The following is a 25722-nucleotide window of genomic DNA, read 5'->3' as shown; positions in this document are numbered from 1 at the left end:
CGTCGCAGGGCGACGGTCCGGCGCAGCGCTGGCATAGCCGTTGCATAACGCTGCACAGAATTTAGCCAGCTGATCGGAGATAAGATCGTGCTCTCGCGTCTTGCGACTTCAATCGACAAACATGCAGCCGTTGCGGCCGCGATGATGACGACCGTAGCGGTCCTCGCGCTACCGGCAACGGCCGGCGCGGAATCGGTGCTGCGCATCGGCATGACTGCGGCAGACATTCCGCGCACGCTCGGCCAGCCCGATCAGGGCTTCGAGGGCAACCGCTTCACCGGCCTCACGATGTACGACGCGCTGACGATGTGGGACCTGTCGTCGGCGGAGAAGCCGAGCGTCGTCATCCCCGGCCTCGCCAGCGAGTGGAAGGTCGACGATGCCGACAAGACCAAGTGGACGTTCAAGCTGCGTCCCGGCGTCACCTTCCATGACGGCGCGCCGTTCAATGCCGACGCCGTGGTGTGGAACGTCGAGAAGGTGCTGAAGCAGGACGCGCCGCAGTTCGATCCGAGCCAGGTCGGCGTCACCGCCTCGCGCATGCCGACGTTGGCGTCGGCGCGCAAGATCGATGATCTCACTGTCGAGCTGACGACCAAGGAGCCGGACAGCTTCCTGCCGATCAACCTCACCAATCTGTTCATGGCGAGCCCGACGAAGTGGCAGAAGCTCTATGAGTCCGCGACCGGCGCCGACGACAAGGCGAAGTCGCAAGCCGCCTGGGCCGCCTTCGCCAAGGACGCCTCAGGCACCGGTCCGTGGAAGATGGCGAAGTTCACGCCACGCGAGCGGCTGGAGCTCGTCAGGAACGAGGCCTACTGGGACAAGGCACGCATTCCCAAGTCCGACAAGATGATCCTGCTGCCGATGCCGGAGGCGAACGCGCGCACCGCGGCGCTGCTGTCCGGCCAGGTCGACTGGGTCGAGGCGCCGGCGCCTGATGCGCTGCCCGAAATCAAGCAGCGCGGCTTCAAGCTCTACGCCAATGAGCAGCCGCATGTCTGGCCGTGGCAGTTCTCGCGCATCGAAGGCTCGCCGTGGAACGACATCCGCGTCCGCAAAGCCGCCAATCTCTGCGTCGATCGCGAGGGTCTGCGCGACGGGCTGCTTGCCGGCCTGATGGTGCCGGCGACCGGCACGTTCGAGAAGGGCCATCCCTGGCGCGGCAACGTCACCTTCGAGATCAAATACGACAAGGCGGCCGCGCAGAAGCTGATGCAGGAGGCGGGCTTCGGGCCGAACAAGAAGCTCGAGGTCAAGATCCAGACCTCGGCGTCGGGCTCGGGCCAGATGCAGCCGCTGCCGATGAACGAATACCTGCAGCAGGCGCTGGCGGAGTGCTATTTCGACGTCAAGCTCGACGTCATCGAGTGGAATACGCTGTTCACCAACTGGCGGCGCGGCGCTAAGGATCCGTCCGCCAACGGCGCCAACGCCACCAACGTGACCTATGCTGCGATGGATCCGTTCTTCGCGCTGGTGCGCTTCCTGCAGTCGTCGATGGCGCCTCCCGTCTCCAACAATTGGGGCTTCATCAACAATCCGAAGTTCGATGAGCTGGTGAAGAAGGCGCGCCAGACCTTCGATCCGGCCGAGCGCGACAAGGCGCTGGCGGAGCTGCATGCGGCTTCGGTCGATGACGCCGCGTTCCTCTACGTGGCGCATGACGTCGGTCCGCGCGCGATGAGCCCGAAGGTGAAAGGCGTGGTTCAGCCGAAGAGCTGGTTCATCGACTTCTCGCCGATCTCGGTGGAGCCGTAAGCATCCACCATCTACACTTCGTCATGGCCGGGCTTGACCCGGCCATCCATGCTTGACCCGCGGAGGCAGCGGTGTGGATGCCCGGGCCTTCGCCGCGCCGAAGCGGCTTCGGCCGCGCAGGCGGGTCAAGCCCGGGCATGACGATCGATAGACTTTCAGTAAGGTGACTCGTGCTTTCTTATGCTGCCCGGCGGATGGTCTATGCGATCCCGATCATCATCGGCGTCGCGCTCGTCTGCTTCATGCTTGTTCACATCACGCCCGGTGACCCGCTCGTCGCGGTGCTGCCGGCCGACGCGTCGCAGGAGCTCGCGCAGCAGCTGCGCGTCGCCTACGGCTTCGACAAGCCGCTGCCGGTGCAGTTCGGGCTGTGGCTGTGGCGCGCCGTCAATGGCGATCTCGGCAGCTCGATCGCGACCGGCCGGCCCGTGCTCGCCGAGGTGCTGCGCGCGGTGTCCAACACCGTGACCCTGGCGATCGCCGCGGCCATCATCGGCTTCTCGCTCGGCCTGTTTTTCGGCCTCGTCGCTGGCTATTTCCGCGACAGCTGGATCGACAAGGTCGCGACCTCGATCGCGATCGCCGGCGTGTCGGTGCCGCATTACTGGCTCGGCATGGTGCTTGTCATCATCTTCTCGGTCGAGCTGAACTGGCTGCCCGCGGTCGGCGCCGGTCCGTCCGGTTCGGGCGCATGGTCGTGGGACTGGGCCCATATCCGCTTCCTGGTCCTGCCCGCGATCACAACATCGGTGATTCCGATGGGCATCATCACCCGCACCGTGCGCGCGCTGACCGGCGACATCCTCAGCCAGGATTTCGTCGAGGCGTTGCGCGCGAAGGGCCTGCGCGAAACCCAGGTGTTCCGCCATGTGCTGAAGAACGCCGCGCCGACCGCGCTGGCGGTCATGGGCCTGCAGCTCGGCTACATGCTGGGCGGCTCGATCCTGATCGAGACGGTCTTCTCTTGGCCCGGCTCGGGCCTGCTGTTGAACTCGGCGATCTTCCAGCGTGACCTTCCGCTGCTGCAGGGCACGATCCTGGTGCTGGCGATGTTCTTCGTCATCCTCAATCTCGTGGTCGACATCGCGCAGGCCGCGATCGATCCGCGCATCAAGCGAGGCTAACGATGAGCGTCAGTCCCCCCGGCGCCATCGACGACGCCTCGCTGCAGGCCGCGCCGGTCGCGAACGCACGCGGCTATTGGGCGACCGTCGGTCGCCGGATCGTCCGCGACAAGGTCAGCATGGTCTGCGTCGCGATCCTGCTGCTGATCTTTCTCTCGGCGCTATCAGCGCCCTATCTGCATCTCGCCGATCCCTATCAGGGCTCGATGATCCGGCGCCTGCGCCACATCGGCACGCCGAACTATCTGCTCGGCACCGACGAGCTGGGACGCGACATGCTGGCGCGGCTGATCTATGGCGGCCGGCTGTCGCTGCTGATCGGCATGTCGCCGGTCATTCTCGCGTTCGGCATCGGCACCATGCTGGGCCTCGTCGCCGGCTATGTCGGCGGCTGGGTCAACACCGCGATCATGCGCACCATCGACGTGTTCTACGCGTTCCCCTCGGTGCTGCTGGCGATCGCGATCTCCGGCGCGCTCGGCGCCGGCATCACCAACTCCATCGTCTCCTTGACCATCGTGTTCGTGCCGCAGATCACCCGCGTCGCCGAGAGCGTCACCACGGGCGTGCGAAACCGCGACTTTGTCGAGGCTGCGCGGGCCTCCGGCGCGAATGCCTTCACGATCATGCGCGCGCACATGCTCGGCAATGTGCTCGGGCCGATCTTCGTCTACGCGACCGGCCTGATCTCGGTGTCGATGATCCTCGCCGCCGGTCTCTCCTTCCTCGGTCTCGGCACCAAGCCGCCGGAGCCGGAATGGGGCCTGATGCTGAACACGCTGCGCACCGCGATCTACGTCAATCCCTGGGTGGCGGCGCTGCCCGGCGTGATGATCTTCGCGGTCTCGATCTGCTTCAATCTGCTGAGCGACGGCCTGCGCAGTGCGATGGATATCCGGAGCTGATGGGCATGGCCATTTTAAACAACGGTCGAAACGCATCGGCAGTGCACCTCTCCCCGCCTGCGGGGAGAGGTCGGATCGCATCGCAAGATGCGATCCGGGTGAGGGGGTACAGGTCTCACCACATACACCTCCCGTGCGGCTGCCCCTCACCCCAACCCTCTCCCCGTAAGAACGGGGAGAGGGAGCGCAGCGGCATCTGCCGCACCTACCTGGGTCTATCGCTATGAGTGAAGCAACAGCCGTCATGGGTCTTGCCCCGATCGAGGATCTCGGCGGCAAGGCGCAGCCATTGCTGCGCGTTGATGGGCTCACGAAACACTTCCCGGTGCGCGGTGGCCTGTTCGGCGCGCGCAAGACGGTGCGCGCGGTCGATGATGTCTCGTTCGCGATCGGCAAGGGCGAGACGGTCGGCATCGTCGGCGAGTCCGGCTGTGGCAAGTCGACGACGGCGCGGCTCCTGATGCATCTGATGGACCGCGATGCCGGCGAGATCATCTTCGACGGCCGGCAGGTCGGCCAAGAGATGTCCCTGCGCGAGCTGCGCCGCGGCATGCAGATGGTGTTCCAGGACTCCTATGCTTCGCTCAATCCGCGACTGACGATCGAGGAGTCGATCGCGTTCGGGCCGAAGGTGCACGGCATGGCGGATGGCGCGGCGCGCGCGCTTGCCCGCGATCTGCTCGGCAAGGTCGGGCTGCGGCCCGAAACCTTCGCCAACCGCTATCCGCACGAGATCTCCGGCGGCCAGCGCCAGCGTGTCAACATCGCGCGCGCGCTGGCTCTCTCGCCACGGCTCGTCATCCTCGACGAGGCGGTGTCGGCGCTCGACAAGTCGGTCGAGGCGCAGGTGCTGAACCTGCTGATGGACTTGAAACGCGAGTTCGGCTTGACCTATCTGTTCATCAGCCACGACCTCAACGTCATCAACTACATCTCCGACCGCGTGCTGGTGATGTATCTCGGCGAGGTCGTCGAGCTCGGCCCGGTCGAGCAGGTCTGGGCCAAGCCGGCGCATCCCTATACACGGGCGCTGCTGGCGGCGATGCCGTCCTCCGATCCCGACAGGCGCACGGAGGTGCCGCCGCTGTCCGGGGATCCGCCCAATCCGATCGATCCGCCCGCCGGCTGCCGCTTCCACACCCGCTGTCCATTTGCCGAGGCGCCATGCGCGAATGTCGCGCCAAGGTTGACGGAGCTGGATACAATGGGCCATCAGGCCGCCTGCCACATGGCGATCCCCGGCTCGGGACACAGCCGGGCGCCGGCCGCCTGACGAGCGGACACCAGCAGCGAGAAGCGTCAATGACCAGACCCACGCCCCAGCAAGTCCAAGCCATCGCGGAGGCCTCCGGCCTGCCCGTCGACAAGGAGGTTGCGACCCGGATCGCCGACTCGATCGGACCGGCCTTCGACAACTTCGCGGCCGTTGCCGGCACCCTGCCGTTCGACCTGGAGCCGGCGAGCTACGTCGTGGCGCAGACGCTGAAGGTGGGCCGATGAGCACCGAACCTGCCTTGATGACCCTGATGGACGTCGCGAAGGCGATCGCGGACAGGAAGCTCTCTTCGGTCGAGGTGACGCGCTCCTGTCTGCATCGCATTGCGCAGTGGCAGCCGAAGCTGAACGCCTTCATGGCGATCGAGTCCGAGCCGGCGCTGAAGGCCGCCGCCGAGGCCGATGCCGCGCTTGCCAAGGACGGCCCCAAGGGGCCGCTGCACGGCGTTCCGCTCGCGCACAAGGACATGTATTACGAGGCCGGCCACATCTCGACCTGCGGCTCGCTGATCCGGCGCGACTTCGTCGCAACGACGACCTCGACCGCGCTGCAGCGGCTGAAGGATGCCGGTTCGATCCGGCTCGGCACCTTGCAGATGGCCGAATTCGCCTACGGCCCGACCGGGCACAACGCGCATTACGGTCCGGTGCACAATCCCTGGAAGCTCGGCTACGTCACCGGCGGCTCGTCGTCCGGCTCCGGCTCGGCGGTCGGCGCGCGCCTGACCTTCGCGGCGCTCGGCTCCGACACCGGCGGCTCGATCCGCATGCCCGCGAATTTCTGCGGCGTCACCGGCCTGAAGGTGACCTGGGGCCGCGTCAGCCGCGCCGGTGCGATGCCGCTGTCGCAATCGCTCGACACGGTCGGGCCGCTGGCGCAGACGGCGGAGGATTGTGCGCTGATTCTCGGGCTGATGGCTGGTCCCGATCCCGAGGATCCCACCGCCAGCGCGGCGCCCGTGTCGGACTATGTCGCCGCCACCCAGGCCTCGATCAAGGGTCTCAGGATCGGCGTGCCCAAGGCGTTCTATGTCGACGACCTCGATCCTGAGGTGGCGCGCTGTCTCGATGCGACGATCGCGGTGCTGAAGACCGAGGGCGCCGATGTGGTTCAGGTCGAGCTGCCGGATCAGCGCCAGCTCACCGCAGCCTGCCAGCTCGTGCTCGCGGTCGAAGCGGCGGCCTTCCATAAGCGCTGGATGATCGAGCGTCCGCAGGACTATGGCCCGCAGGTGCTGATGCGGCTGCAGAACGCTCTGGCCGTCTCCGGCGTCGCCTATCTCGAAGCGTTGCGCTGGCGCGGTGCGGCCCTGGCGGCGCATGTCGCGGCAACCTCCGGCGTCGATGCCGTGATCGCGCCGGTGTCGCCGCTGGTGACGCCGTCGATCGCCGACAGCGATGTCGGCGGCGCGCCCGGCGCGGAAGCCGTGATCCAGCGCATCACCCGCTTCACGCGCCCGGTGAACTATCTCGGCCTGCCGTCGCTGGCGATCCCGACCGGCTTCACGTCGACGGGACTTCCGGTCGGCATGCAATTGATCGGCCGCTCCTTCGATGAAGCCACCATCCTGACCATCGGCGCCGCGTTCCAGCGCGCGACGGATTTCCACGCCAGGGTGCCGACGCTGCCATGAAGCGTAGCGCTCGCTCCTCACATTCGGTGTCGTCCCGGCCAAGCCTGACGTCGCGCAGCGACGGCAGGCGCAGAGCCGGGATCCATAGCCACCGGCCGTCGTTTTGCGATGGCTCGGAGTGGCGATGGTGCCGCAATTGTGGATCGGGAGTATGGGTCCCGGGTCGGCGCGCGACGGCGCGTTGCGCCGCCGTGCTTGCCCGGGACGACACCGAGTTTGTCAGGATCAGATTGCCATGACCAACCTCGTCGAGATCGACAACCTCACCATCCGCTTCACCGGCGAGCGCACCGTGCATGCGGTGAACGATGTCAGTCTGTCGCTCGGCGATGGCGAGGTGCTCGGGCTGCTCGGCGAGTCCGGCTCGGGCAAGAGCGTAACGATGCGGGCGCTGATGCGGTTGTTGCCGAAGAAGCGCACCCAGATCGCAGGCCACGTCAAGGTGCTGGGCCGGGACGTGCTGGCGATGAGCGATGACGAGCTGTCGCAGTTTCGCGGCCGCTCGGTGTCGATGATCTTCCAGGAGCCGGGGCTGGCGCTCGATCCGGTCTATACGATCGGCCGGCAGATCGCCGAGACCGTGATGCGCCACGAGGGCAAGAGCTACGCGGAAGCCTCCGCGCGGGCGCTGGAGATGCTCGACGTCGTCCGCATTCCCTCGGCCAAGCGGCGGCTGGAGTCCTACCCGCACGAGATGTCCGGCGGCATGCGGCAGCGCGCGATGATCGCGCTGGCGCTGGCGTGCCGGCCGAAGGTGCTGCTCGCCGACGAGCCCACCACCGCGCTCGACGCCACTGTTCAGATCCAGATCCTGCTGCTGCTGCGCGAGCTGCAGCGCGAGTTCGGCATGTCCGTCATCTTCGTCACCCACGACATCGGCGTCGCCATCGAGATCTGCGACCGCGTTGCCGTGATGTATGCCGGAGAGATCGTCGAGCAGGGCAACTTGCGCGACATCGTCCGTCAGCCCGTGCACCCCTATGCCCGGGGCCTGCTGGCTTCGACCATTCACGGCGCAAAACGCGGCGAGCGGCTGCAGACCATCCCGGGCACGCCGCCCTCGCTCGACCAGGCGCCGCGGAGCTGCTCGTTCGCACCGCGCTGCGGCCTGGCGCAGCCGCGCTGCGCGGAGGCGCCGCCGCCGAACGTCGCGCTCGGCCCGCAGCGGCTGGCGCGCTGCATCCTCGCGGAAGCTTCGGCAAGTGTGGCGGCAACGTAACGGTTGGCCCGAAACGCTCCATTCCCAGGCCGGAACTGTGCATCGCGTGTCGAAGCGTCGCGGTCGCCTCGCTAAGGTGCGGCAATGCGCGCCCTCGATCGGCCGCGCCGGTTGAGGACATGCCATGCACGTATCGAACGAAGGTATCTTGGTCATCCTGTTTGTCGGTCTGATCGCTGGCTGGCTGGCCGGCAAGATCGTCCGCGGCACCGGCTTCGGCCTGGTCGGCGACATCGTGATCGGGGTGCTCGGCGCCTTGGTCGCGAGCCTGATCTTCCCGCGGCTCGGAATCCGGATCGGGACCGGCCTCGTTTCGGAAATCGTCTATTCCGCGCTCGGCGCCATCATTCTCCTGCTGGTGGTGCGGCTGGTGCGGACCGGCGGGCGGCTCTAGGGCTCGCGATCCTGCGCGGCTGAACGTTTGCACCGGGCTATGCGACATACCCGAACACATCACTAATTTACGCTAAAGTGAGCATCGTTGGACGCTCACCGCGGGAATCAGTATATTTCGCCTTGTTTACCGCCAGTTTGTGCCTTTGATCGGCGGTCATGCAGCTCATTTGATCAATTGAAGAGATGGTGGTGATGGCGGCCGCACCTCACGTGAGGCAATCCGAGCTCAGCGATGCCTTGCGCGGTTGCCGCAGCGCCTTCATCGGCGTCGGGGTGATGAGCTGCATCATCAACCTGCTGTATCTCACCGGCTCGATCTTCATGCTCGAGGTCTACGACCGGGTGCTGCCGAGCCGGTCCGTGCCGACGCTGATCGGCCTCATCATCATCGCCGCCGGGCTGTACGCCGCCCAGGGCGCACTCGACATGATCCGCAGCCGCATTCTCGGCCGGATCGGCACCGCGCTCGACGAGAGCCTGAACGCGCGGGTGTTCGACACCGTGGTGCGGCTGCCGCTGTCGGCGGGCGGCCGCAACGAGGGGCTGCAGCCGCTGCGCGACCTCGACAACATCAGGAGCTTCCTCGGCAGCCAGGGGCCGGGCGCGTTCTTCGACCTGCCGTGGCTGCCGCTGTATCTGGCGATCTGCTTCGCCTTCCACGTCATGCTCGGCGTCACCGCGCTCGCCGGCGCCATCATCCTCGTCACCTTGACGCTGATCACCGAATTCCTCACCCGCTCGCCGGCCAAGGAGGCGATGGGGCTCGCCGCGCGCCGCAACGATCTGGTCACCGCAAGCCGCCGCAACGCCGAGGTCCTGGTCGCGATGGGCATGACTGGGCGCATGCTGTCGCGCTGGAGCGAGACCAACGAGAAATATCTCGCCGGCAACCAGCGCGCCAGCGATGTCGCCGGCGGCCTCGGTGCCATCGCCAAGGTGCTGCGCATGATGCTGCAGTCGGCGGTGCTCGCGGTCGGCGCCTATCTCGTGATCCACCAGGAGGCGACCGCCGGCATCATCATCGCCGGCTCGATCCTGAGCGCGCGGGCGCTGGCGCCGGTCGATCTCGCGATCGCGCATTGGAAGAGTTTCGTCGCCGCGCGCCAGAGCTGGCGCCGTCTCAGCCATCTGTTGCAGACGATGCCGCAGCGATCGGCGCCGACCCTGCTGCAGCCGCCGGTCGGCAAGCTCTCGGTCGAGGCCATCTCGATCGTCGCTCCGGGGGATCAGAAAGCGATCGTGCAGGACGTGAGCTTCGCGCTGTCGGCCGGCAATGGCCTCGGCATCATCGGTCCGAGCGCGTCGGGCAAGTCCTCTCTGGTCCGCGCGCTCGTCGGTGTCTGGCGTCCGGTGCGCGGCCATGTCCGGCTGGACGGCGCCGCGCTCGACCAATGGTCGACGGATGAGCTTGGCCGCCATGTCGGCTATCTGCCGCAGGACGTCGAGCTGTTCGCCGGCACCGTGGCGCAGAACATCTGTCGCTTCGACCCGAATGCCTCGGCCGAGGGCATCATCGCCGCTGCCAAGGAGGCCGGCGTGCATGACATGATCATCAAGATGCGCGAGGGCTACGATACAGAGATCGGCGAGCAGGGCGCGGCGCTCTCCGCAGGGCAGGCGCAGCGTGTGGCGCTGGCGCGCGCGCTCTATGGCAACCCGTTCCTGATCGTGCTCGACGAGCCCAACTCCAATCTCGACACCGAGGGCGACGAGGCGCTGTCGCGCGCCGTGCGCTCGGCGCGGGCGCGCGGCGCCATCGTCGTCGTCGTCGCGCACCGGCCGATCGGCATCGAGGCGGTCGATCAGGTGCTGGTGATGAAGGACGGCCGGGCCCAGGCGTTCGGTCCGAAGGAGACGGTGCTGGCGCAGGTGCTGCAGCCGCGTGCGCCGTCGCCGATCAAGATCGTCTCGGAAGCCGGAGTGGCGAAGCCATGAGCAGTCAGGTCATTGCCGGTCCACTTCCTGGCGGCCGCAAGACGGAAAGTGTGCGCGAGTCGATCCGCCGCCACCTGCTGATCGGCATGGGCGTCGTCGTCGCGGTCGCCGGCGGGTTCGGCGGCTGGGCCGCAACGCAGCAGATCTCCGGCGCGCTGATCGCGCCCGGCCAGATCGTGGTCGAATCCAACGTCAAGAAGGTGCAGCATCCGACCGGCGGCGTGGTCGGCGAGCTCCGGGCGCGCGACGGCGACGTCGTCAAGTCCGGCGACATCGTTGTCAGGCTCGACGACACCGTGACCAAGGCGTCTCTCGCCATCGTCACCAAGAATCTCGATGCGCTGCAGGCGCGCGCCGCGCGGCTGGAGGCCGAGCAGCGCGGCTGGGCCAAGATCCTGTTTCCGCCGCAGCTGCTGCAGCGCATGAGCGATCCCGAGGTCAAGAGCCTGACGGCGAGCGAGACCAAGCTGTTCGAGGTCCGCGTCAACGGCCGCATCGGCCAGAAGGCGCAGCTGCGCGAGCGGGTCACCCAGCTGAACGAGGAGATCGAGGGGCTCTCGGCGCAGGTCAGTGCCAAGGACCAGGAGATCGCGCTGGTGCAGAAGGAGCTCGACGGCGTGCGCCAGCTCTATGAGCAGCATCTGGTGCAGCTGTCGCGCCTGACCACCTTGGAGCGCGACGCCGCCCGCCTCAACGGCGAGCGTGCGCAGTTCATCGCGGCGCGGGCGCAGGCCAAGGGCAAGATCAGCGAGACCGAGCTGCAGATCATCCAGGTCGATAAGGACATGGTCAGCGAGGTGTCCAAGGATCTGCGCGAGACCACCGACAAGATCGGCGAGTTCGTCGAGCGCAAGGTGACCGCCGAGGATCAGCTCCGCCGCGTCGACATCCGCGCGCCGCAGGACGGCATGGTGCTGCAGTCCTCCGTGCATACCGTGGGCGGCGTCATCACCGCCGGCGATACCATCATGCTGATCGTGCCGCAGAGCGACGATCTCCAGGTCGAGGCCAAGGTCAACCCGCAGGACATCGACAAGCTGCAGGTCGGTCAGAAGACCTTGCTGCGGCTGTCCGCCTTCAACCAGCGCACCACGCCGGAGCTGAACGGCGTCGTCAGCCGCGTCTCGCCCGACGTCACCACCGACCAGCGCACCGGCCAGAGCTACTACACCATCCGCGTGTCGATGCCGCCGGAGGAGATCGCACGGCTCGGCGACGTCAAGCTGATCCCGGGCATGCCGGTGGAAGCCTTCGTCCAGACCGGCGACCGCACCGTGATCTCCTACCTGATGAAGCCACTGCACGACCAGCTGATGCGCGCGTTCCGGGAGAAGTGAGATCGTCGGCCGGTCGCTGAGTGGCCACTGGCGGCGCCCCAATTTCGGTGTCATCCCCGCGAATGCGTGGATCCATAGCCACAGGGGGAAGTCGGTTTGCGCAACCGGCGCAACACGCAGCCTGCCCCAAGACAGATCACGCGGTATGGGTCCCGGGTCGGCGCCCGCCGCCGCTTCGCGTCGCCGGGCTTGCCCGGGACGACAGCGGAGGCTATTCGCCGAGCTTCTCCAGCAACAACTCAAGCGCGCTCTTCGCGAACAAACGCATATTGGCGAAGCGGTCGTTGCTGCCGCTTTCCAGTGTCACCACCGCCGACGCTGGCCCGGCCACGGCAAAACACGCATGGCCCGCCGCATCCCCGTAGCGATTGCCGGCAGGACCCGCGGCGCCGGTCTCCGACACTCCCCAATCAGTGGCAAAGCGCGTCCTGATCTGCCGCGCCAGCAGCTCCGCATACGGCTCGGACGCCGAGCGGATCCCTTTCATCGCGTCGTCCGGAATGTCCATCAGCACGCGACGCGCGTCTCGCGTATAGACCACGGCGCCGCCGAGAAAATAGGCCGAGGCGCCGGGCACCGCGAGCAGCGCCGCCGCGATCAGGCCGCCGGCGGAGGATTCCGCCACCGCGATCGTCTGCTTGCGTGCGACCAGCCGCGCCGCGACCTGACCGGCGATGGCAATCAGTTCATCCATGGCAAACCTCGCTCCGGCTCCCGCCGCACCGTCAAAAAAATGGGCGGCATCCGATGATGCCGCCCGCGACGTGAACAGACAACCCGATCAGGCGGTCACGGGCTCGCGCGCCGCGACCGCCTGGCGGCCGCCGCGATAGACCGTCATCGCCGCGATGATGCCGAGCACGGCGGCGCACATCAGCCAGTAGCCGGGCGAGGCCTTGTCGCCGGTCTTGTTGATGAGCCAGGTCGAGACCGCCGGCGTCGCGGTGCCGAACAGCCCAGCGGCCAGCGCAAAGGCGATCGAGAAGCAGGTGGTGCGGACATGCGCAGGCACGATCTCGACCAGGCAGCCCAGCATGGTGCCGCTATAGACGCCGAAATAGAACGAGAACAGCATTTCGACAGTGAGCAGCTTGCCGAAGCTCGGCGCCGCCGCGAGCCAGTGCAACGCCGGGTAGGCGGTGAGGAATGCCAGCGCCGCGATGGTCACGAGCACCGGCTTGCGTCCGATCCGATCCGACACCGCGCCGCCGACCGGATTCCAGAGAAAGTTGGTCACGGCGACCAGCAAAGTGACGAGCAGTGAATCCGACGCCGACAGCTTCAGCTGCTTGCCGAAGCCGGGACCGTAGACGGTGATGAAGTAGAACATCGTCGTGGTCAGCACGGCGATCATCATGCCGAGGATCACGATGCGCCAGTTCTCCAGCGCCGAGGCGAACACTTCGCGCGCGGTCGGGTGCTTCTTCATCGCGAGGAAGGCCGGCGTCTCCTCCAGCGTGCGGCGCAGGAAGAAGATCAGCGGAATGATCAGGCAGCCGATGAAGAAGGGAATGCGCCAGCCCCAGGCGGCCACGATGTCCGCCGGCATGGCCTGGTTGAGCACGTAGCCGATGACCGACGCGACGAAGATCGCGACCTGCTGGCTGGACGACTGGAACGAGGTGTAGAGGCCGCGATTGCCGGGCGTGGAGATCTCGGACAGATAGACCGACACGCCGCCGAGCTCGACACCGGCCGAGAAGCCCTGCAACAGCCGGCCGAGCAGCACGATGATCGGGGCCGCGATGCCGATCGTCGCATAGGTCGGGCAGAATGCGATGACGATCGTGCCGATCGCCATGATGCCGAGCGTCACGATCAGGCCCTGGCGTCGGCCGATCTTGTCGACATAGGCGCCGAGCACGATGGCGCCGACCGGTCGCATCAGGGCGCCGAGCCAGAACACGCCATAGGCATTGAGCAGCGATGCAGTCTCGTTCTCCGATGGGAAGAACGCCTTGGCGATGATCGGCGCGTAGAAGCCGAACAGGAAGAAGTCGAACTGCTCGAGGAAATTGCCGCTGGTGGCGCGCAGGATCGCGCCGATGCGCGAATGGATCGTGGCCGGCTGCGGGATTGACGTTGAGGACACGCGGGGAGACTCCTACCGTCGAGAGGCTCGTGCGGAGGATTTCTACGCCGGCCGAGGGGAAAGGTGCGACAATCTGCCACGCCAGGCCCTGGCGGCCAATAGTTTTGCGCCTAAGGAGCCCTAGGCCTGAACAGAATTGGCCGCGGCCGACTTCTGCTGCACTGCACCCTTCAGCCATTGCCGGAACGCCTTCAGCTTCGGCGGATCGGTCCGGCCCTCCGGCGTCACCAGATAGAAGCCGGCATCGCTCGGCAGGGTCATCTTGAACGGCACCACCAGCCGGCCCTTGGCGATGTCGTCCTGGACGTAGGCCGTCCGCCCGATCGCAACGCCGAGCCCGTCGATCGCGGCCTGGACGGTCATCAGCGACAGGTCGAAGCTCAGCCGGCCCTGCCGCGACATCTCGACCGGCAGACCCGCCGCGGTCAGCCAGAGCCGCCAATCGTCGTCATAACCTCCGCTGGCCTGCAGCAGCGTGTGATGCGCGAGGTCCTCCGGACAGCGCAGCGGCTTGTCGCCCTGCAGCAGCGCCGGACTGCAGACCGGAAACAGCTCGTCGGCCATCAGCCATTCCGCCCGCACGCCCGGCCAGTGGCCGCGGCCATAGCGGATCGCGGCGTCGACGTCGTCCTTGCGAAAATCGACCAGGCCGGTCGAGGTCGTGATGCGCACGTCGATGCCGGGATGGGCCTCCTGAAAGGCCGTCAGCCGCGGCAGTAGCCATTTCGCCGCCAGCGAGGCGATGGTCGAGACCGTCAGCACCTTGGCGTTGTCCTTGCGAACCAGCCGTTCCGTTGCCAGCCGGAGATCGTCGAATGCGGCGCGCACGAGCGGAAGATAGTCGCGGGCCTGTGGCGTCAGCGCGAGACTGCGGTTCTGGCGGACGAACAGGCGGATGCCGAGCTCGTCTTCCAAGCGCTTGATCTGATGGCTGATGGCGGTCTGCGTCACGTTCAGCTCGGAGGCCGCGCGGGTGAAGCTCAGATGCCGCGCCGCAGCCTCGAACGCCCGCAATCCATTCAGCGACGGTAGCCGGGCCATTCGCGGCCTCCCGGTTCATGATGTTATTTCATCCGAAACGGTAGTAAATGTCGTTTGTGGATGAAGCGCAAGCGCTCGATATTGCAGCCTCAAGGAATTTTCAGGAGGCTTTCATGTCCGTCTACGTCTCCTCGTCAATGACGAAACATCATGGCCCGGGGTTCTGGTCCGGCGTCGTGGAGCTGCTTGCGGCCTGGCGCTTCCGCTACCGGACCCGGCACGAGCTCGCGCAGTGGTCGGAGCGCGACCTGCACGATCTCGGCCTGTCCCGCAGCGATATCGCCGCCGAGATCGATAAGCCTTTCTGGCGGGGTTGATCCCCCTCACTCATCCCGCCGCGCCGGCGCCGCTCCGCAAAGGAGGGCGCCGGCAAGCTTCCCCGTTGGAGCCGCGCATGCCGACGCCCGCCATTGCCGATCTCGCTGCCGGCTCCAACACCATTCACACGCGGCGCGGTGAGGAGGTGCGCCTGCGCTTCGTCACACCTGACGACGCCGAGGCGCTGCAGAGCTATGTCCGGTCCTTGAGCCAACGCTCGCGCCACAAGCGTTTCCTCGGCGCGCTCAACGAGCTGCCAAAGGCGGTGCTCGAGGATTTCGTCGCGCTCGGCCGCAACGACCGGTACAGCCTGATCGCGACGATGGACCATGACGGCGTCGAAGGCATCGTGGCCGAGGCGCGCTATGCGCTGGACCGCGCCACTGGTCGCGTCGAGTTCGGCCTCTCGGTGCTCGACCGCTGGCACGGCCACGGCATCGGCCCGGCCCTGATCGCAAATCTCGAGCGGCGCGCCCGCGCGCTCGGCGGCGCCACGCTGTCAGGCGACGCGCTGCGTACCAACGACGTGATGATCGCGCTCGCCCGCAAGGCCGGTTTCACGATCCAGCCGCATGCGGATGACTGGACGCTGGTGAGGTTCGAGAAGGGGCTGAGCGGCGTGGTGGCGGATTCACCGAGTGCAGATTTTCAACTTATCAGTCGCGGGCTGCAAGCCGTGATGTTCGACAACAAATAGCGGTCGTCATGTCCCGCGAAGGCGGGGCATCCCGCACGCCGCGGCGTTACAGTGTCATCGGCTATCAGTTGCGATTGCTAAATCGCTCGATCCAGCCGGGCGATGACAGTCGTTGTGAGGCGCCGACCTATCCACGTCATTGCGAGCGAAGCGAAGCAATCCAGAGTCCTTGCTCGGCCCTGGATTGCTTCGCTTCGCTCGCAATGACGAGGTGAGAGAGCGGTGCTCGAAACAGCTACAGCTCCGAGCGACATCAGCTCTCAAAACGTCTCGACCCATGGCCGCAGCTCCATCTCCCAGCTCCAGGCGCTGCGCGGCTGCTGCAGCACGCTCCAATAACTCGCGGCGATGGCATCCGGATCGAGCATCGAATTCGGTCGCTCCGCCGGCTCCTGGCGTTCCGCGCTCCTGATCGCGCCGTCGATGACGAAATGCGCGACGTGGATGCCCTGCGGCGACAATTCGCGCGCCATGCTCTGGGCTAGGCCGCGCAGCGCGAACTTGCCCATCGCGAACGGCGCCGACTGGGCGTAGCCCTTCACGCTGGCGGAGGCGCCGGTGAACAGGATGGCGCCGTGCTTGTTCGGCAGCATGCGCTGTGCCGCCTGCTGCGCCACCAGGAAGCCGCCGAAGGCGCTGATGGCAATCGACTGCTGCACGTCGGCCGGCACGAGATCGGTGAGCGCTCCGCGCGCCCGCGCGCTGGCATTGTAGACCACGAGATCGGGCGCGCCGATCTCGCGCTCGACGATGCCGAACAGCCGCTCGACCTCCTCCGGATTGGTCGCATCGCAAGGGTAGGCGCGGGCGCCGGTTTCGTTGCAGAGCGCTCCGAGCTTCTCGATCTTGCGGGCGGCCAGCGCCACGCGGATCTTCTCGCGCGCGAACAGCCGCGCCAGCGAGGCCGAGAGCCCTTCGCCGGCACCGACGATGAGGGCGATCTTGTAGGCAGGGATGTCCATGGGCATGTCCTTGAGCCAGAGCGTCCGCAGACATCAAGCTAGTGCACCGGCGGCCGACTTCCTACGGCTCGTCCCCACATTTTTGCTGCGCGTCCTCAGGTGGGACGCGGCTGCAATCCGGCGAGGCAGCCGATCTCCTCCAGCACGACATCGAGCCGGCTGCGATCGTGCAGGAAGGCATATTTGCCGCGGAGCATCGCCAGCGAGCGCGCGTGATATTTCTGCGGCTTCTGCATCCACGTGAAGTCGCCGAACTGGACGCGAAAGGCATCGCGTTTCTCGGCCAGCGCCTGTTCATTGGCGAGCGTCCACGGCATGAACAGCGCGCCGACCTGGCGGGTCAGGATCGGCATCAGGGTCAGCGACAGTTCCGGCCACAGCTCGAACTCGCCTTCGGCGCGCGGCCACAGCATGCGGTGGATCCAGGCCAGCACGTGCGGCGCGCGGCCCTCGATCAAAGCGCCTGCGGTCGGATCGGTCCACAGCTCGTAGAACTGGGCCCACAGTCCGAAATCGCCATAGGCCGGACGCCGGCCGAACAGATACGGCCTGACCGAGAGATGCCGTTCGAGCAGGTCGAGCATTTCGGCAAACCCCTGCTCGATCTGCGGCGCGTTGATCTCGTTCGAGCCGACGTACCACAGCCGCTCGACCATGCGCGCGCGGATCTTCTCGGCCAGTTCGCCGACCTCGATCTCGTCCGCCTTGGGGGCGCGGATGCGGGCGATGCGCCCGGCTGAGGCGCGCTGGTCGAGATCGCGGGCCCAGCGATAGTGGAACATCCACTTGTTGCCCCACTCGTCGCCGAACTCCTCGATCAGGGCCGAGATGAAGCTCGTCAGCGCGTCGCCTGGATGAATCGTCGGCTGCGGAAAGTCGAGCTCGAGCGCATCGATGATCGGCGTCGAATCCTGCATCGGCACCTCGTCGGGAGCGACCACCAGCGGAATGATCGGCATCTTGGCGTGCCGCGCGAACTCGGTCTCGCTTTCCGCGTTGCGCAATATCCAGTGATGCGGAATGCCCTTGTAACGCAGATACGATCGCACCTTGACCGAATAGGGCGACATCTCCGCCCCGAAGATGCGATAAACCTCCGTCGGCTGATTGGTCATGGATCTGCTCCCGGTTCGGCGCACGCCGCTGCCTGTTGTGTATCCGATCAGGCGCAACCTGTCGAAGAGTCCATCAGAGACTTGCGGAAACGAACGAGGGCTTAACGATCATGCATCAGTTCCTGAAGCGCGATGACGTGATGACCGGCGGCGCGAGGCCGGAGCTGCTGGCGCCCGATACCACCGGGCTGAACTTCTATCGCGCCGACCCCGCGCTCGCCGATCTCTTGCGCATCCATCTGCCCGAGGCGCTGTTTCGGCACCTCGTGCCGCATCTCGACCGCCTCGGCGAGCTCGCCGGCTCCTATCTCGACGAATGCGCCCGCCTGGCTGACCGCCATGGCCCTGTGCTGCACCAGCGCGACCGCTTCGGCCGCGACGTGCAGTGGGTCGAGTACCATCCGGCCTATCGCGAGCTCGAGCGCGCCGCCTTTGGCGAGTTCGGCATCCACGCGATGTCGATCCGCAAGGGCATTCTCGGCTGGCCGACCAAGTATCCGGTCACGGCCAAGCACGCCTTCACCTTCCTGTTCAACCAGGCGGAGTTCGGTCTGGGCTGTCCGATCAACGTCACCGACGGCTGCGCCAAGCTGCTGGCGAGCTTCGGCAGCGACGGGCTCAAGGCCAAGTACCTCGATGGCCTGACCCAGACCGACATGAGGAAGCTGACCCAGGGTGGCCAGTTCATGACCGAGAAGGAAGGCGGCTCCGATGTCGGCACGTTGACGACGGTCGCAGTCCCGGAGGGCGACCATTGGCGCCTGCATGGCGAGAAATGGTTCTGCTCCAATGCCGATGCGAAAGTGGTGATGCTGTTGGCGCGGCCGCAAGGTGCCGAAGCGGGAACGCGCGGCGTCGGCCTGTTCCTGATGCCGCGCTTCCTCGATGACGGCAGTCAGAACCACTATCGGATCGTGCGCCTGAAGGACAAGCTCGGAACGCGCTCGATGGCCTCGGGCGAGATCAAGCTGGAGGGTGCCGTCGCCTATGCGGTCGGGAGGCTCGATCGCGGCTTCGTGCAGATGGCCGAGATGGTCAACTCGTCGCGTCTCTCCAACGGCGTCAAGTCGACGGCGCTGATGCGGCGGGCCTGGCACGACGCGATCACGGTCGCGCGCAACCGCGTGGTGTTCGGAAAACGCGTCGTCGACCTGCCGCTCGGGCGGCGACAACTGCTGAAGATCCTGCTCGCGACCGAGCAGGCGCTGTCGCTGAGCTTCCTTACCGCCGACGCGCTCGACCGTGCCGAGGCCGGCAGCCAGGATGCCGCGGCGATGCTGCGCATTCTGACGCCGACATTGAAATTCCGTGCCACGCGCGACGCGCGCAAGGTCTGCGGCGATGCGTTGGAGATGCGCGGCGGGATCGGCTATGTCGAGGAGTTCGTCACCGCGCGGCTGCTGCGCGATGCCCATCTCGGCTCGATCTGGGAGGGCACCGGCAACATCGTCGCGCTCGATGCGCTGAAGCGCGCCGTGGGCCGGCACGGTGCGGAGGCCGCGCTGGCAGCCGACCTGCATGCGCGGCTCGACGACAGCGCCGCCGTGCCGCAGGCCTGGCGCGATCAGCTGCATCGACTCGTGGATCGTGCCGTGGGCTTTGCGCGCGAGGTCGCGGGACGCGCCGACAAGGAGTCGGAAGCGCGCCGCGCCACCAGCCTGCTGTATCACGTGGCGAGCGCCGTCTCGACGACCTGGGAAAGCGCGCGCATCCACGCGATGCGCGGCGACGCACGGCGGTTGCTATTGGCGAAGCTCGTCGTCGATCATCGTCTGACGCCGTCCGATCCGTTCCGGCTCGCGGAAAACGAGACGGACGACGCGATGGCGACGTTGCTGCTCGGCGATCGCGTCGCAGGTATGGACGAGGTTGGCGAACTGATTTCGGCGGCGTAGTCTTGTGGAATGTCACGAAGATGGATCGCGAGCTCATGGCTTCTGCTTTGTGCGAGTGATGAGCGAACAGGCTGGGGGTACAGGTCTAATCATTTGCACCACCCGTGCGGCTGCCCCTCACCCCAACCCTCTCCCCGTGAAGAACGGGGAGAGGGAGCGCAGCGGCTACGTCGAAATAGCCGGATAACAACTCACAATAAACGAAACAGGGAGAACGCCAATGAAAGCCGCCGTGCTGATGGAGGTCAACAAGCCGCTCGTCATCGAGGACGTCAGCGTGCCCAAGCCGGGGCCGCGGGAAGTGCTGATCCGCACGGCGGTGGCGGGGCTCTGCCATTCCGATCTGCATTTCATCGAGGGCCTGTATCCGCATCCGCTGCCCGCGGTGCTGGGCCATGAATCCGCTGGGATCGTCGAGCAGGTCGGCGCCGATGTCACCTATGTGAAGCCGGGCGATCACGTCGTCACCTGCCTCTCGGTGTTCTGCGGCACCTGCGACAACTGCACGACGGGCCGTCCGGTGCTGTGCACCGACACCACGGTGAAGATGCCGCCAGGCGCCTCCAACCGGCTGTCATGGGCGAGAGCTGAGAAGCTGCATCAGTTCCTCAACCTGTCGTCCTTTGCCGAACAGATGCTGGTGCACGAGAATGCGATCGTGAAGATCCGCAACGATATGCCGCTCGAGCTCGCCGCGCTGATCGGCTGCGGCGTCATCACCGGCTATGGCGCCGTCGTCAACACGGCGCGGGTGCAGGCCGGCGAGACGGTGGCCGTGATCGGCTGCGGCGGCGTCGGCATGGCTGCGATCAACGGCGCCGAGATCGCGGGTGCCGGTCGCATCATCGCCATCGACACCAATCCGGCCAAGCTGCAGCTCGCGACGAAACTGGGCGCGACCGACATCATCAATCCCACTGAGGGTGACGCCGTGGCCCAGGTGCGCGAGCTCACCAAGGGGGGCGTGCATCACGCCTTCGAGGTGCTGGGCCGCAAGGAAACTGCGGAGCAGGCGTTCGCGATGCTGGCGCCGGGCGGCACCGCCACCATCGTCGGCATGATCCCGTTCGGCCAGAAGATCGAGCTGCACGGCTTCGACTTCCTGCGCGAGCGCCGCATCCAGGGCTCGTCGATGGGCTCCAACCATTTCCGCGTCGACATGCCCCGACTCGTCGAGTTCTACTTGCGCGGCAAGCTGCACCTGGAGGACTGGATCTCCGCCAAGCTGAAGCTGTCGGAGATCAACGAGGGCTTTGCCAACATGAAGGCCGGCAAGACCTTGCGCAGCGTGATCATGTTCGACGCATGAGGTGAGGGGTCGGGTGTGAGGCAGGTGGTCCGGCGGATCTGCCTATTCGTTACCCGTCATGCCCGGGCTTGACCCGGGCATCCAGCCTCTCTGGGAGATGGATGGCCGGGTCAAGCCCGGTCATGACGATGGAGGCCGATGGCGGCATTTGGTGAGGCGCTGTTGAAGAAGCCGAAGCGCCAACTAATTCGCGAACCGCGGCGGCGGAACGAAGCCGCCGAACTCGCGCTCGATCAGGTCGGCGAGCTTGAGCGGCGTGCGGTCTTCGAGGAATGGGCCGACGATCTGCACGCCCACCGGCAAGCCGTTGGCGAGGCCGAGCGGGATCGCGGTCGCCGGCAGTCCGGGCAAGGTGGCGATGCCCGGCCAAGCGAGCTGATCGGCGTAGCAATGCTCGACGCCGTCGATGCTGATGCGGCGCTGCTCCTGGTCGGGCGAATGATCGTGCGGATAGGCCGGAGTCGGCATGATCGGGCAGATCACGGCGTCGAACTGCTCGAACAGCGTTCGCCATTGCGCGCGCAGCCGCGCCCGCGCCCCGCCGGCCTGAACCCAGTCGCGATGGCTGAGCGCGATGCCGCGCAGTCGCTCGGCCGCGAGGCTCGCCGCCTCCTTCGGCAATTGCGCGGCCGCCTGGCTGGCGCCGGCGTGGACCTCCGCCGGCATGGTGGCGCCGATGAAGCCGAGCAGCAGGCGCATGTAGAGCCGGCTCGATGCGGCGAAGTCCGGCAGCAGCGGGCTCTCTGTCGCGACGTTGACGCCGGCCCGTGCCAGGTCGGCCGTCAGCCGCTCGATCGCGCCGCGCACGGCGCTGTCGGTCGGCAGCAGCGGATCGCTCGCGACCACCAGCACGCGGAAATCCTGCAGGCGACCGTGACGCGCCGGCGGCAGGTCGAGGCGATACGCCTTGCCGGCCTCGAGCGGGTCGGGGCCTGCGATCACATCGAGCAGCAGCGACAGATCGGCGGCCGAGCGGGCCATCGGGCCGACGACGGCGAGGTCGGCCTCGCCGGGCAGCGGCTGAAATGGCGGCGGCGTGTGGCCGCGCGAGGCCACCAGGCCGTAGCTCGGCTTGTGCGCGGTGACGCCGCAGTGAAACGCGGGGACCCGCAGCGAGCCGCCGATATCGGAGCCGAGCGACAGCGAGCCGTAGCCGGCGGCCAGGGCCGCGGCCGATCCGCCTGACGAACCGCCTGGCGTGCGGTCGAGATCGTAGGGATTGTTGGTGATGCCGTAGATGTCGTTGTAGCTCTGCCAGTCGCCGAGCCCGAGCGGCACGTTGGTCTTGCCGAGCACGATGCCGCCGGCATCCTTCACGCGCGTCACCGTCAGCGCATCCTCGGCCGCGATGAAATCCCTGTGCTGCGGAAAACCCCAGGTCGTCGGCAGGCCGGCGACGTTGTAGGATTCCTTCACCGTGAGCGGAAGGCCGAGCAAAGGCCGCCGTTCGCCGCGCGCCAGCGCCGCGTCGGCGACGTCAGCGGCAGCGAGCGCGCGCTCGAAATCGCGCACGCAGACGGCGTTGATCTCGGAGTCATGACGTTCGATGCGATCGATGGCGAGCCTGGTCAGCTCCACCGACGAGATCTGACGGTCTGCCAATGCCTTCGCCGTGTCGACGGCGGTTGCGAACGTCCATTGCGGTGCGGCCAATGTCGATCCTCCCGGTGCGATGTTTGCCGGGAGTCTAACCGATGCGGATGGCGATCACTTGACCAAAATTGCGGACTATCCTCTAGCCCGGCAGCATCCGCTGCATGACGCGGTCGCGATAGATGAAGACGTGCGCGATTGCGGCGGCGACGTGAGCGACGATCAGGATCAGCAGCAGCCATTCGGATGCCTGGTGCAGCCCGTCGATGGCGCGGTTACCGGCCGGGTTGCGCGCCGCCAGCATCGGCAACGGAAGCAGGTAGAAGAACGACACGCTCCAGCCGCGGAAGGAGGCGAACAGCCAGCCGGTGATGGTGCTCGCCATCACCATCACATAGAGCATCCAGTGCACGACCTCCGAGCTCAGCCGCTGCCAGGGCGGCAGCGAACTCTCCGGCGCGACCGGATGGGTGAGCCGCCAGACGAAGCGCACGGCGATCAATGCCAGAATGGTGAGGCCGAACGAAATGTGCAGGATCATCGGCGCGCCGGGGGGCGTGTTGGCATGCAGGTCCGGCATCAGCCAGCCGATCGGATACTGGATGGCGAGCAGCGCCACCACCAGCCAGTGCAGGATCTTCGCGGGCGTGCCGTAATGCAAGCGTGGCGTCATGACGATTTTCCGTTGTGATCGGTCCGGCGCCATCAGCCTCGCGGCTGGACGTTTTGCAAGACGCCGGGGTGCGGAGGCTAGGCCGCTCCTATGAGAATTCCGACGCCGAGCACGATGATGCCGCCGAGCACGATCTGGAACACCGCCTGCAGGAACGGCGTGTCCATGTAGCGCGCGCGGATATAGGCGATCGCCCACAGCTCGAAGAACACCACGAGGCTCGCGATCGCGGTCGCGATCCAGAACGCGTTGGTCCAGGAGTCCGGGACGAGATAGGGCATCGTGTGCCCCAGTCCGCCGAGCGTCGTCATCGCGCCGCAGACGGCGCCGCGCAGCCACGGCGAGCCGCGTCCCGTCAGTGAGCCGTCGTCGGACAGCGCCTCGGCAAAGCCCATGCTGATGCCGGCGCCGATCGAGGCGGCCAGACCGACCAGGAAGGTCTGGAAGTTCTGATGCGTGGCGAAGGCGGCGGCGAACAGCGGCGCCAAGGTCGACACCGAGCCGTCCATCAGGCCGGCGAGACCGGGCTGGACATATTGCAGCACGAACACGCGCCGCCGCGTCTCATCCTCCTTGTGCCGGACGTCCGGACTGAGGATCTTGTCGGTCAGTTTCGCCGCAACCTTCTCGTGGCCCTTCTCGGCCTCGGCGAGATCGCCGAGCAGCCGGCGCACGCCGACATCCTTGGCCTGCTCGGCGGCCTTGGCGTAGAAGCGCTCGGCCTCGAACTCCATCGTGCCGACCTCGCGGCGGATGGCGTCGAGCGACAGGTTCTTGGTCAGCCAGATCGGCCGGCGCTGCAGGAAGCCTTTGACGTTCTCGCGCCGGATCGGCGGCAGGTTCTTGCCGAAGCGCTCCTCATAGAGCTCGAGCAGCATGTGGCGGTGGCCCTTCTCCTCCTCGGCCATCTGCTCGAACAGCTTGGCCGAATCCGGATAACGTTCCGCCAGATCCTCCGCGAAGCTCATATAGATGCGGCCGTCTTCCTCTTCGGCCGAGATCGCGATTGCCAGGATCTCGCGCTCGGTGAGGTCGGCGAAGTTCTTCATTCCAAGGTCCCCGGATCTCTCGCTCTCAACATTCGGCTGTTTAGAACGTTTCTAAAGTCTATATGGATTTGCCGCACCGCGGTCAAACTCCGGCCGCCGATTGGTCGCGAACGCTTTCGTGACCCCGCATTCAAGCTCCAGTCATGGAACTGCGAGGATAGTCCGTCGTTCGCGTTCCGCTCAGCCACCTAAGGAGTTCCAATGGACAGCGTCAAATACCGGCTCAACGATCCAGGGTTGGCGCCGCGCCGCACCCGGATGGATATCCCGGGCTGGGCAGGCGAACGCCAGCCACGCGCGAATGGCTCGCATGAGCAGGTCTGGCATTGCGTACCATTCTCGGAAGGTGCGCAATATGGCATCGAGCTATTTTATCCCTACGACTTCGAGCTGCAGGTCACCACGCGCGACGGCAAGCTGGAGCTGTCCGGCGACTGGGGCGAGCCGCCGAGCCCGAGCCTGCAATGGCCGCCATTCCGCAATTTCGGCGATGCCTTCTACACCTACCAGATCCTGCTCGATCTCAAGGTGCCCAAGGGCTTCGCGATCCGGACCGAGCCGCATCCGCGCTTTTACACCGATCGCAGCGATACCTGCCCGATCGCGGTGCCGGCGCTGGTGCGCAATTTCTGGCCCATGCTGTTCTTCTGCGTCTTCAAGGCGCCTGCGGAAGGGCGGACGCATATCTTCCGTCCGGGCGAGCCGTTCGCGCAGGTGATCGTGATTCCGGAGGAGGCGAACTTCACGGTGGAGCCGATGAGCCCGGACGAGGCAGCCGAGCGCGAGCTGCAGTCACGCCGCATCCACGCCAGCCGGCCCGTGCTCGCCAAGGAGACCGAATGGGTGTCGAGCACCGACACCGTGTTCGACGGCACTTATCGCCATCTGCATCGCGCGGCAAAGGACAAGGCGCGCAAGGCCTGACCCTTCCGTCGTCCTCAAACGAAAGAGCGCCGACCTCACGGTCGGCGCCCCCCGAGCTGTCACCTCTCAACGATCAATAGCGATCGTAGTACCAGTGGTGATGGTGATGATGGTGGTGGTGATGGTAGTACCGGCGCGGCACCACATAGACCCGGGGGCCGTAGCCGTACCCATAGCCGGGGCCGTAGCCATAGCCGCGCCAGTAACCATGGTGGTGATGGTGATGATGATGGTGGTGATGGTACCACTGCGCGAGCTCCACCTTCGGCTCGGCCGCCGGCGGTCCCTGCTCGTCGAGCGCCTGCAGCACCCTGGCGGCATCGGGGATCGGCTCGAGCAGGTCGGCGTAGGAATTGGCCTTCAGGACATCGGTCGGGGCCGGAGCCGCCGACGCCTGCACCGTGCCGAGCGCGCCGACAGCGGCGACGGCGCCCAACAAGCCTGCGATCTTCTTATCCATAAATCATC

The 25722-nt window shown here is 66.4% G+C and carries 24 protein-coding genes; 15 read left to right on the top strand and 9 right to left on the bottom strand.

Annotated elements, in window-relative coordinates; genetic code table 11:
• Positions 1-141: 141 nt before the first annotated feature.
• The 10 genes from ACQR1D_RS23030 (at position 142) to ACQR1D_RS22985 (ending at position 11586) form a co-directional block, all read left to right on the top strand.
• Positions 142-1761, top strand: coding sequence for an ABC transporter substrate-binding protein (locus ACQR1D_RS23030; RefSeq protein WP_316216679.1), 1620 nt, complete (start codon positions 142-144; stop codon positions 1759-1761).
• Positions 1762-1931: 170 nt separating this feature from the next.
• Positions 1932-2885, top strand: coding sequence for an ABC transporter permease (locus tag ACQR1D_RS23025; protein ID WP_315805220.1), 954 nt, complete (start codon positions 1932-1934; stop codon positions 2883-2885).
• A gap of 2 nt (positions 2886-2887) precedes the next feature.
• Complete coding sequence (locus ACQR1D_RS23020) at positions 2888-3790, top strand: ABC transporter permease (protein ID WP_316216678.1); 903 nt, start codon at positions 2888-2890, stop codon at positions 3788-3790.
• Between the two features lie 223 nt (positions 3791-4013).
• The gene (locus tag ACQR1D_RS23015) at positions 4014-5063 is read left to right on the top strand and encodes an ABC transporter ATP-binding protein (RefSeq protein WP_315805218.1); all 1050 of its coding nucleotides are present in this window, start codon (positions 4014-4016) and stop codon (positions 5061-5063) included.
• A gap of 29 nt (positions 5064-5092) precedes the next feature.
• The gene (locus ACQR1D_RS23010; protein WP_315805217.1) at positions 5093-5290 is read left to right on the top strand and encodes a hypothetical protein; all 198 of its coding nucleotides are present in this window, start codon (positions 5093-5095) and stop codon (positions 5288-5290) included.
• Entirely contained in the window at positions 5287-6699 is a 1413-nt protein-coding gene (locus ACQR1D_RS23005; RefSeq protein WP_316216677.1) for an amidase, read from the top strand. Before ACQR1D_RS23010 ends, ACQR1D_RS23005 begins: the two co-directional genes overlap by 4 nt.
• Before the next feature lie 235 nt (positions 6700-6934).
• On the top strand, positions 6935-7918 hold the full coding sequence (locus tag ACQR1D_RS23000) for an ABC transporter ATP-binding protein (RefSeq protein ID WP_434838534.1): 984 nt from the start codon (positions 6935-6937) through the stop codon (positions 7916-7918).
• 124 nt (positions 7919-8042) lie between these two features.
• Entirely contained in the window at positions 8043-8312 is a 270-nt protein-coding gene (locus ACQR1D_RS22995) for a GlsB/YeaQ/YmgE family stress response membrane protein (protein WP_316182845.1), read from the top strand.
• A gap of 194 nt (positions 8313-8506) precedes the next feature.
• Positions 8507-10249 (top strand): type I secretion system permease/ATPase, encoded by a 1743-nt coding sequence (locus ACQR1D_RS22990; RefSeq protein WP_434838535.1) that lies wholly within the window; start codon positions 8507-8509, stop codon positions 10247-10249.
• Positions 10246-11586, top strand: coding sequence for an HlyD family type I secretion periplasmic adaptor subunit (locus ACQR1D_RS22985; protein WP_315805212.1), 1341 nt, complete (start codon positions 10246-10248; stop codon positions 11584-11586). The genes ACQR1D_RS22990 and ACQR1D_RS22985 overlap by 4 nt, the downstream gene beginning before the upstream one ends.
• A 211-nt stretch (positions 11587-11797) precedes the next feature.
• Here the strand turns inward: ACQR1D_RS22985 and ACQR1D_RS22980 are convergent, their stop codons facing one another.
• The 3 genes from ACQR1D_RS22980 to ACQR1D_RS22970 form a co-directional block, all read right to left on the bottom strand.
• On the bottom strand, positions 11798-12280 hold the full coding sequence (locus ACQR1D_RS22980) for a CinA family protein (RefSeq protein WP_434838536.1): 483 nt from the start codon (positions 12278-12280) through the stop codon (positions 11798-11800).
• 87 nt (positions 12281-12367) lie between these two features.
• Positions 12368-13678 carry an MFS transporter gene (locus ACQR1D_RS22975; RefSeq protein ID WP_315805210.1) on the bottom strand — a complete coding sequence of 437 codons (1311 nt, stop codon included), beginning with the start codon at positions 13676-13678 and terminating at the stop codon, positions 12368-12370.
• A gap of 120 nt (positions 13679-13798) precedes the next feature.
• Positions 13799-14719: a transcriptional regulator GcvA gene (locus tag ACQR1D_RS22970; RefSeq protein ID WP_315805209.1), complete on the bottom strand. Its 921-nt coding sequence runs from the start codon at positions 14717-14719 to the stop codon at positions 13799-13801.
• A 113-nt stretch (positions 14720-14832) separates the two neighbouring features.
• On the opposite strand from ACQR1D_RS22970, the gene ACQR1D_RS22965 reads away from it, so the two are divergent.
• Positions 14833-15036 (top strand): DUF1127 domain-containing protein, encoded by a 204-nt coding sequence (locus ACQR1D_RS22965; RefSeq protein ID WP_315805208.1) that lies wholly within the window; start codon positions 14833-14835, stop codon positions 15034-15036.
• Between the two features lie 77 nt (positions 15037-15113).
• Positions 15114-15734 (top strand): GNAT family N-acetyltransferase, encoded by a 621-nt coding sequence (locus tag ACQR1D_RS22960; protein WP_315805207.1) that lies wholly within the window; start codon positions 15114-15116, stop codon positions 15732-15734.
• A gap of 260 nt (positions 15735-15994) precedes the next feature.
• Here ACQR1D_RS22960 and ACQR1D_RS22955 read toward each other — a convergent pair whose 3' ends face one another.
• A complete protein-coding gene (locus ACQR1D_RS22955) occupies positions 15995-16696 on the bottom strand; it encodes an SDR family NAD(P)-dependent oxidoreductase (RefSeq protein WP_315805206.1) in 702 nt (233 codons plus the stop codon).
• Between the two features lie 95 nt (positions 16697-16791).
• Positions 16792-17811: a glutathione S-transferase family protein gene (locus tag ACQR1D_RS22950; RefSeq protein WP_434838537.1), complete on the bottom strand. Its 1020-nt coding sequence runs from the start codon at positions 17809-17811 to the stop codon at positions 16792-16794.
• Between the two features lie 110 nt (positions 17812-17921).
• Between ACQR1D_RS22950 and ACQR1D_RS22945 the strand changes: the two genes are divergently transcribed.
• Positions 17922-19706, top strand: coding sequence for an acyl-CoA dehydrogenase family protein (locus ACQR1D_RS22945; RefSeq protein ID WP_434838538.1), 1785 nt, complete (start codon positions 17922-17924; stop codon positions 19704-19706).
• A gap of 220 nt (positions 19707-19926) precedes the next feature.
• Positions 19927-21015 (top strand): Zn-dependent alcohol dehydrogenase, encoded by a 1089-nt coding sequence (locus ACQR1D_RS22940; protein ID WP_434838539.1) that lies wholly within the window; start codon positions 19927-19929, stop codon positions 21013-21015.
• A gap of 183 nt (positions 21016-21198) precedes the next feature.
• Here the strand turns inward: ACQR1D_RS22940 and ACQR1D_RS22935 are convergent, their stop codons facing one another.
• From ACQR1D_RS22935 to mbfA, 3 genes are all read right to left on the bottom strand, one after another.
• Positions 21199-22668, bottom strand: coding sequence for an amidase (locus tag ACQR1D_RS22935; protein ID WP_434838540.1), 1470 nt, complete (start codon positions 22666-22668; stop codon positions 21199-21201).
• Between the two features lie 82 nt (positions 22669-22750).
• Positions 22751-23281 carry a cytochrome b gene (locus ACQR1D_RS22930; protein ID WP_315805201.1) on the bottom strand — a complete coding sequence of 177 codons (531 nt, stop codon included), beginning with the start codon at positions 23279-23281 and terminating at the stop codon, positions 22751-22753.
• 77 nt (positions 23282-23358) lie between these two features.
• On the bottom strand, positions 23359-24330 hold the full coding sequence (gene mbfA, locus ACQR1D_RS22925) for an iron exporter MbfA (RefSeq protein WP_315805200.1): 972 nt from the start codon (positions 24328-24330) through the stop codon (positions 23359-23361).
• 201 nt (positions 24331-24531) lie between these two features.
• On the opposite strand from mbfA, the gene ACQR1D_RS22920 reads away from it, so the two are divergent.
• Positions 24532-25254: a hypothetical protein gene (locus ACQR1D_RS22920; RefSeq protein WP_315805199.1), complete on the top strand. Its 723-nt coding sequence runs from the start codon at positions 24532-24534 to the stop codon at positions 25252-25254.
• A gap of 73 nt (positions 25255-25327) precedes the next feature.
• Here ACQR1D_RS22920 and ACQR1D_RS22915 read toward each other — a convergent pair whose 3' ends face one another.
• Positions 25328-25714: a hypothetical protein gene (locus ACQR1D_RS22915; protein ID WP_315805198.1), complete on the bottom strand. Its 387-nt coding sequence runs from the start codon at positions 25712-25714 to the stop codon at positions 25328-25330.
• Positions 25715-25722: the final 8 nt, after the last annotated feature.

The sequence above is a fragment of the Bradyrhizobium sp. HKCCYLRH2047 genome, assembly GCF_051168175.1.
Lineage (GTDB): Bacteria > Pseudomonadota > Alphaproteobacteria > Rhizobiales > Xanthobacteraceae > Bradyrhizobium.
This window is presented reverse-complemented; position numbering and strand designations above follow the sequence as displayed.

Excerpts from the sequence above, each read along its gene's own strand:
- ACQR1D_RS23030 (WP_316216679.1), top strand. The coding sequence starts at position 142 with ATGATGACGACCGTAGCGGTCCTCGCGCTACCGGCAACGGCCGGCGCG.
- ACQR1D_RS23020 (WP_316216678.1), top strand. The coding sequence starts at position 2,888 with ATGAGCGTCAGTCCCCCCGGCGCCATCGACGACGCCTCGCTGCAGGCC.
- ACQR1D_RS23015 (WP_315805218.1), top strand. The coding sequence starts at position 4,014 with ATGAGTGAAGCAACAGCCGTCATGGGTCTTGCCCCGATCGAGGATCTC.
- ACQR1D_RS23010 (WP_315805217.1), top strand. The coding sequence starts at position 5,093 with ATGACCAGACCCACGCCCCAGCAAGTCCAAGCCATCGCGGAGGCCTCC.
- ACQR1D_RS23005 (WP_316216677.1), top strand. The coding sequence starts at position 5,287 with ATGAGCACCGAACCTGCCTTGATGACCCTGATGGACGTCGCGAAGGCG.
- ACQR1D_RS23000 (WP_434838534.1), top strand. The coding sequence starts at position 6,935 with ATGACCAACCTCGTCGAGATCGACAACCTCACCATCCGCTTCACCGGC.
- ACQR1D_RS22995 (WP_316182845.1), top strand. The coding sequence starts at position 8,043 with ATGCACGTATCGAACGAAGGTATCTTGGTCATCCTGTTTGTCGGTCTG.
- ACQR1D_RS22990 (WP_434838535.1), top strand. The coding sequence starts at position 8,507 with ATGGCGGCCGCACCTCACGTGAGGCAATCCGAGCTCAGCGATGCCTTG.
- ACQR1D_RS22985 (WP_315805212.1), top strand. The coding sequence starts at position 10,246 with ATGAGCAGTCAGGTCATTGCCGGTCCACTTCCTGGCGGCCGCAAGACG.
- ACQR1D_RS22980 (WP_434838536.1), bottom strand. The coding sequence starts at position 12,280 with ATGGATGAACTGATTGCCATCGCCGGTCAGGTCGCGGCGCGGCTGGTC.
- ACQR1D_RS22970 (WP_315805209.1), bottom strand. The coding sequence starts at position 14,719 with ATGGCCCGGCTACCGTCGCTGAATGGATTGCGGGCGTTCGAGGCTGCG.
- ACQR1D_RS22965 (WP_315805208.1), top strand. The coding sequence starts at position 14,833 with ATGTCCGTCTACGTCTCCTCGTCAATGACGAAACATCATGGCCCGGGG.
- ACQR1D_RS22960 (WP_315805207.1), top strand. The coding sequence starts at position 15,114 with ATGCCGACGCCCGCCATTGCCGATCTCGCTGCCGGCTCCAACACCATT.
- ACQR1D_RS22955 (WP_315805206.1), bottom strand. The coding sequence starts at position 16,696 with ATGGACATCCCTGCCTACAAGATCGCCCTCATCGTCGGTGCCGGCGAA.
- ACQR1D_RS22950 (WP_434838537.1), bottom strand. The coding sequence starts at position 17,811 with ATGACCAATCAGCCGACGGAGGTTTATCGCATCTTCGGGGCGGAGATG.
- ACQR1D_RS22945 (WP_434838538.1), top strand. The coding sequence starts at position 17,922 with ATGCATCAGTTCCTGAAGCGCGATGACGTGATGACCGGCGGCGCGAGG.
- ACQR1D_RS22940 (WP_434838539.1), top strand. The coding sequence starts at position 19,927 with ATGAAAGCCGCCGTGCTGATGGAGGTCAACAAGCCGCTCGTCATCGAG.
- ACQR1D_RS22930 (WP_315805201.1), bottom strand. The coding sequence starts at position 23,281 with ATGACGCCACGCTTGCATTACGGCACGCCCGCGAAGATCCTGCACTGG.
- mbfA (WP_315805200.1), bottom strand. The coding sequence starts at position 24,330 with ATGAAGAACTTCGCCGACCTCACCGAGCGCGAGATCCTGGCAATCGCG.
- ACQR1D_RS22920 (WP_315805199.1), top strand. The coding sequence starts at position 24,532 with ATGGACAGCGTCAAATACCGGCTCAACGATCCAGGGTTGGCGCCGCGC.
- ACQR1D_RS22915 (WP_315805198.1), bottom strand. The coding sequence starts at position 25,714 with ATGGATAAGAAGATCGCAGGCTTGTTGGGCGCCGTCGCCGCTGTCGGC.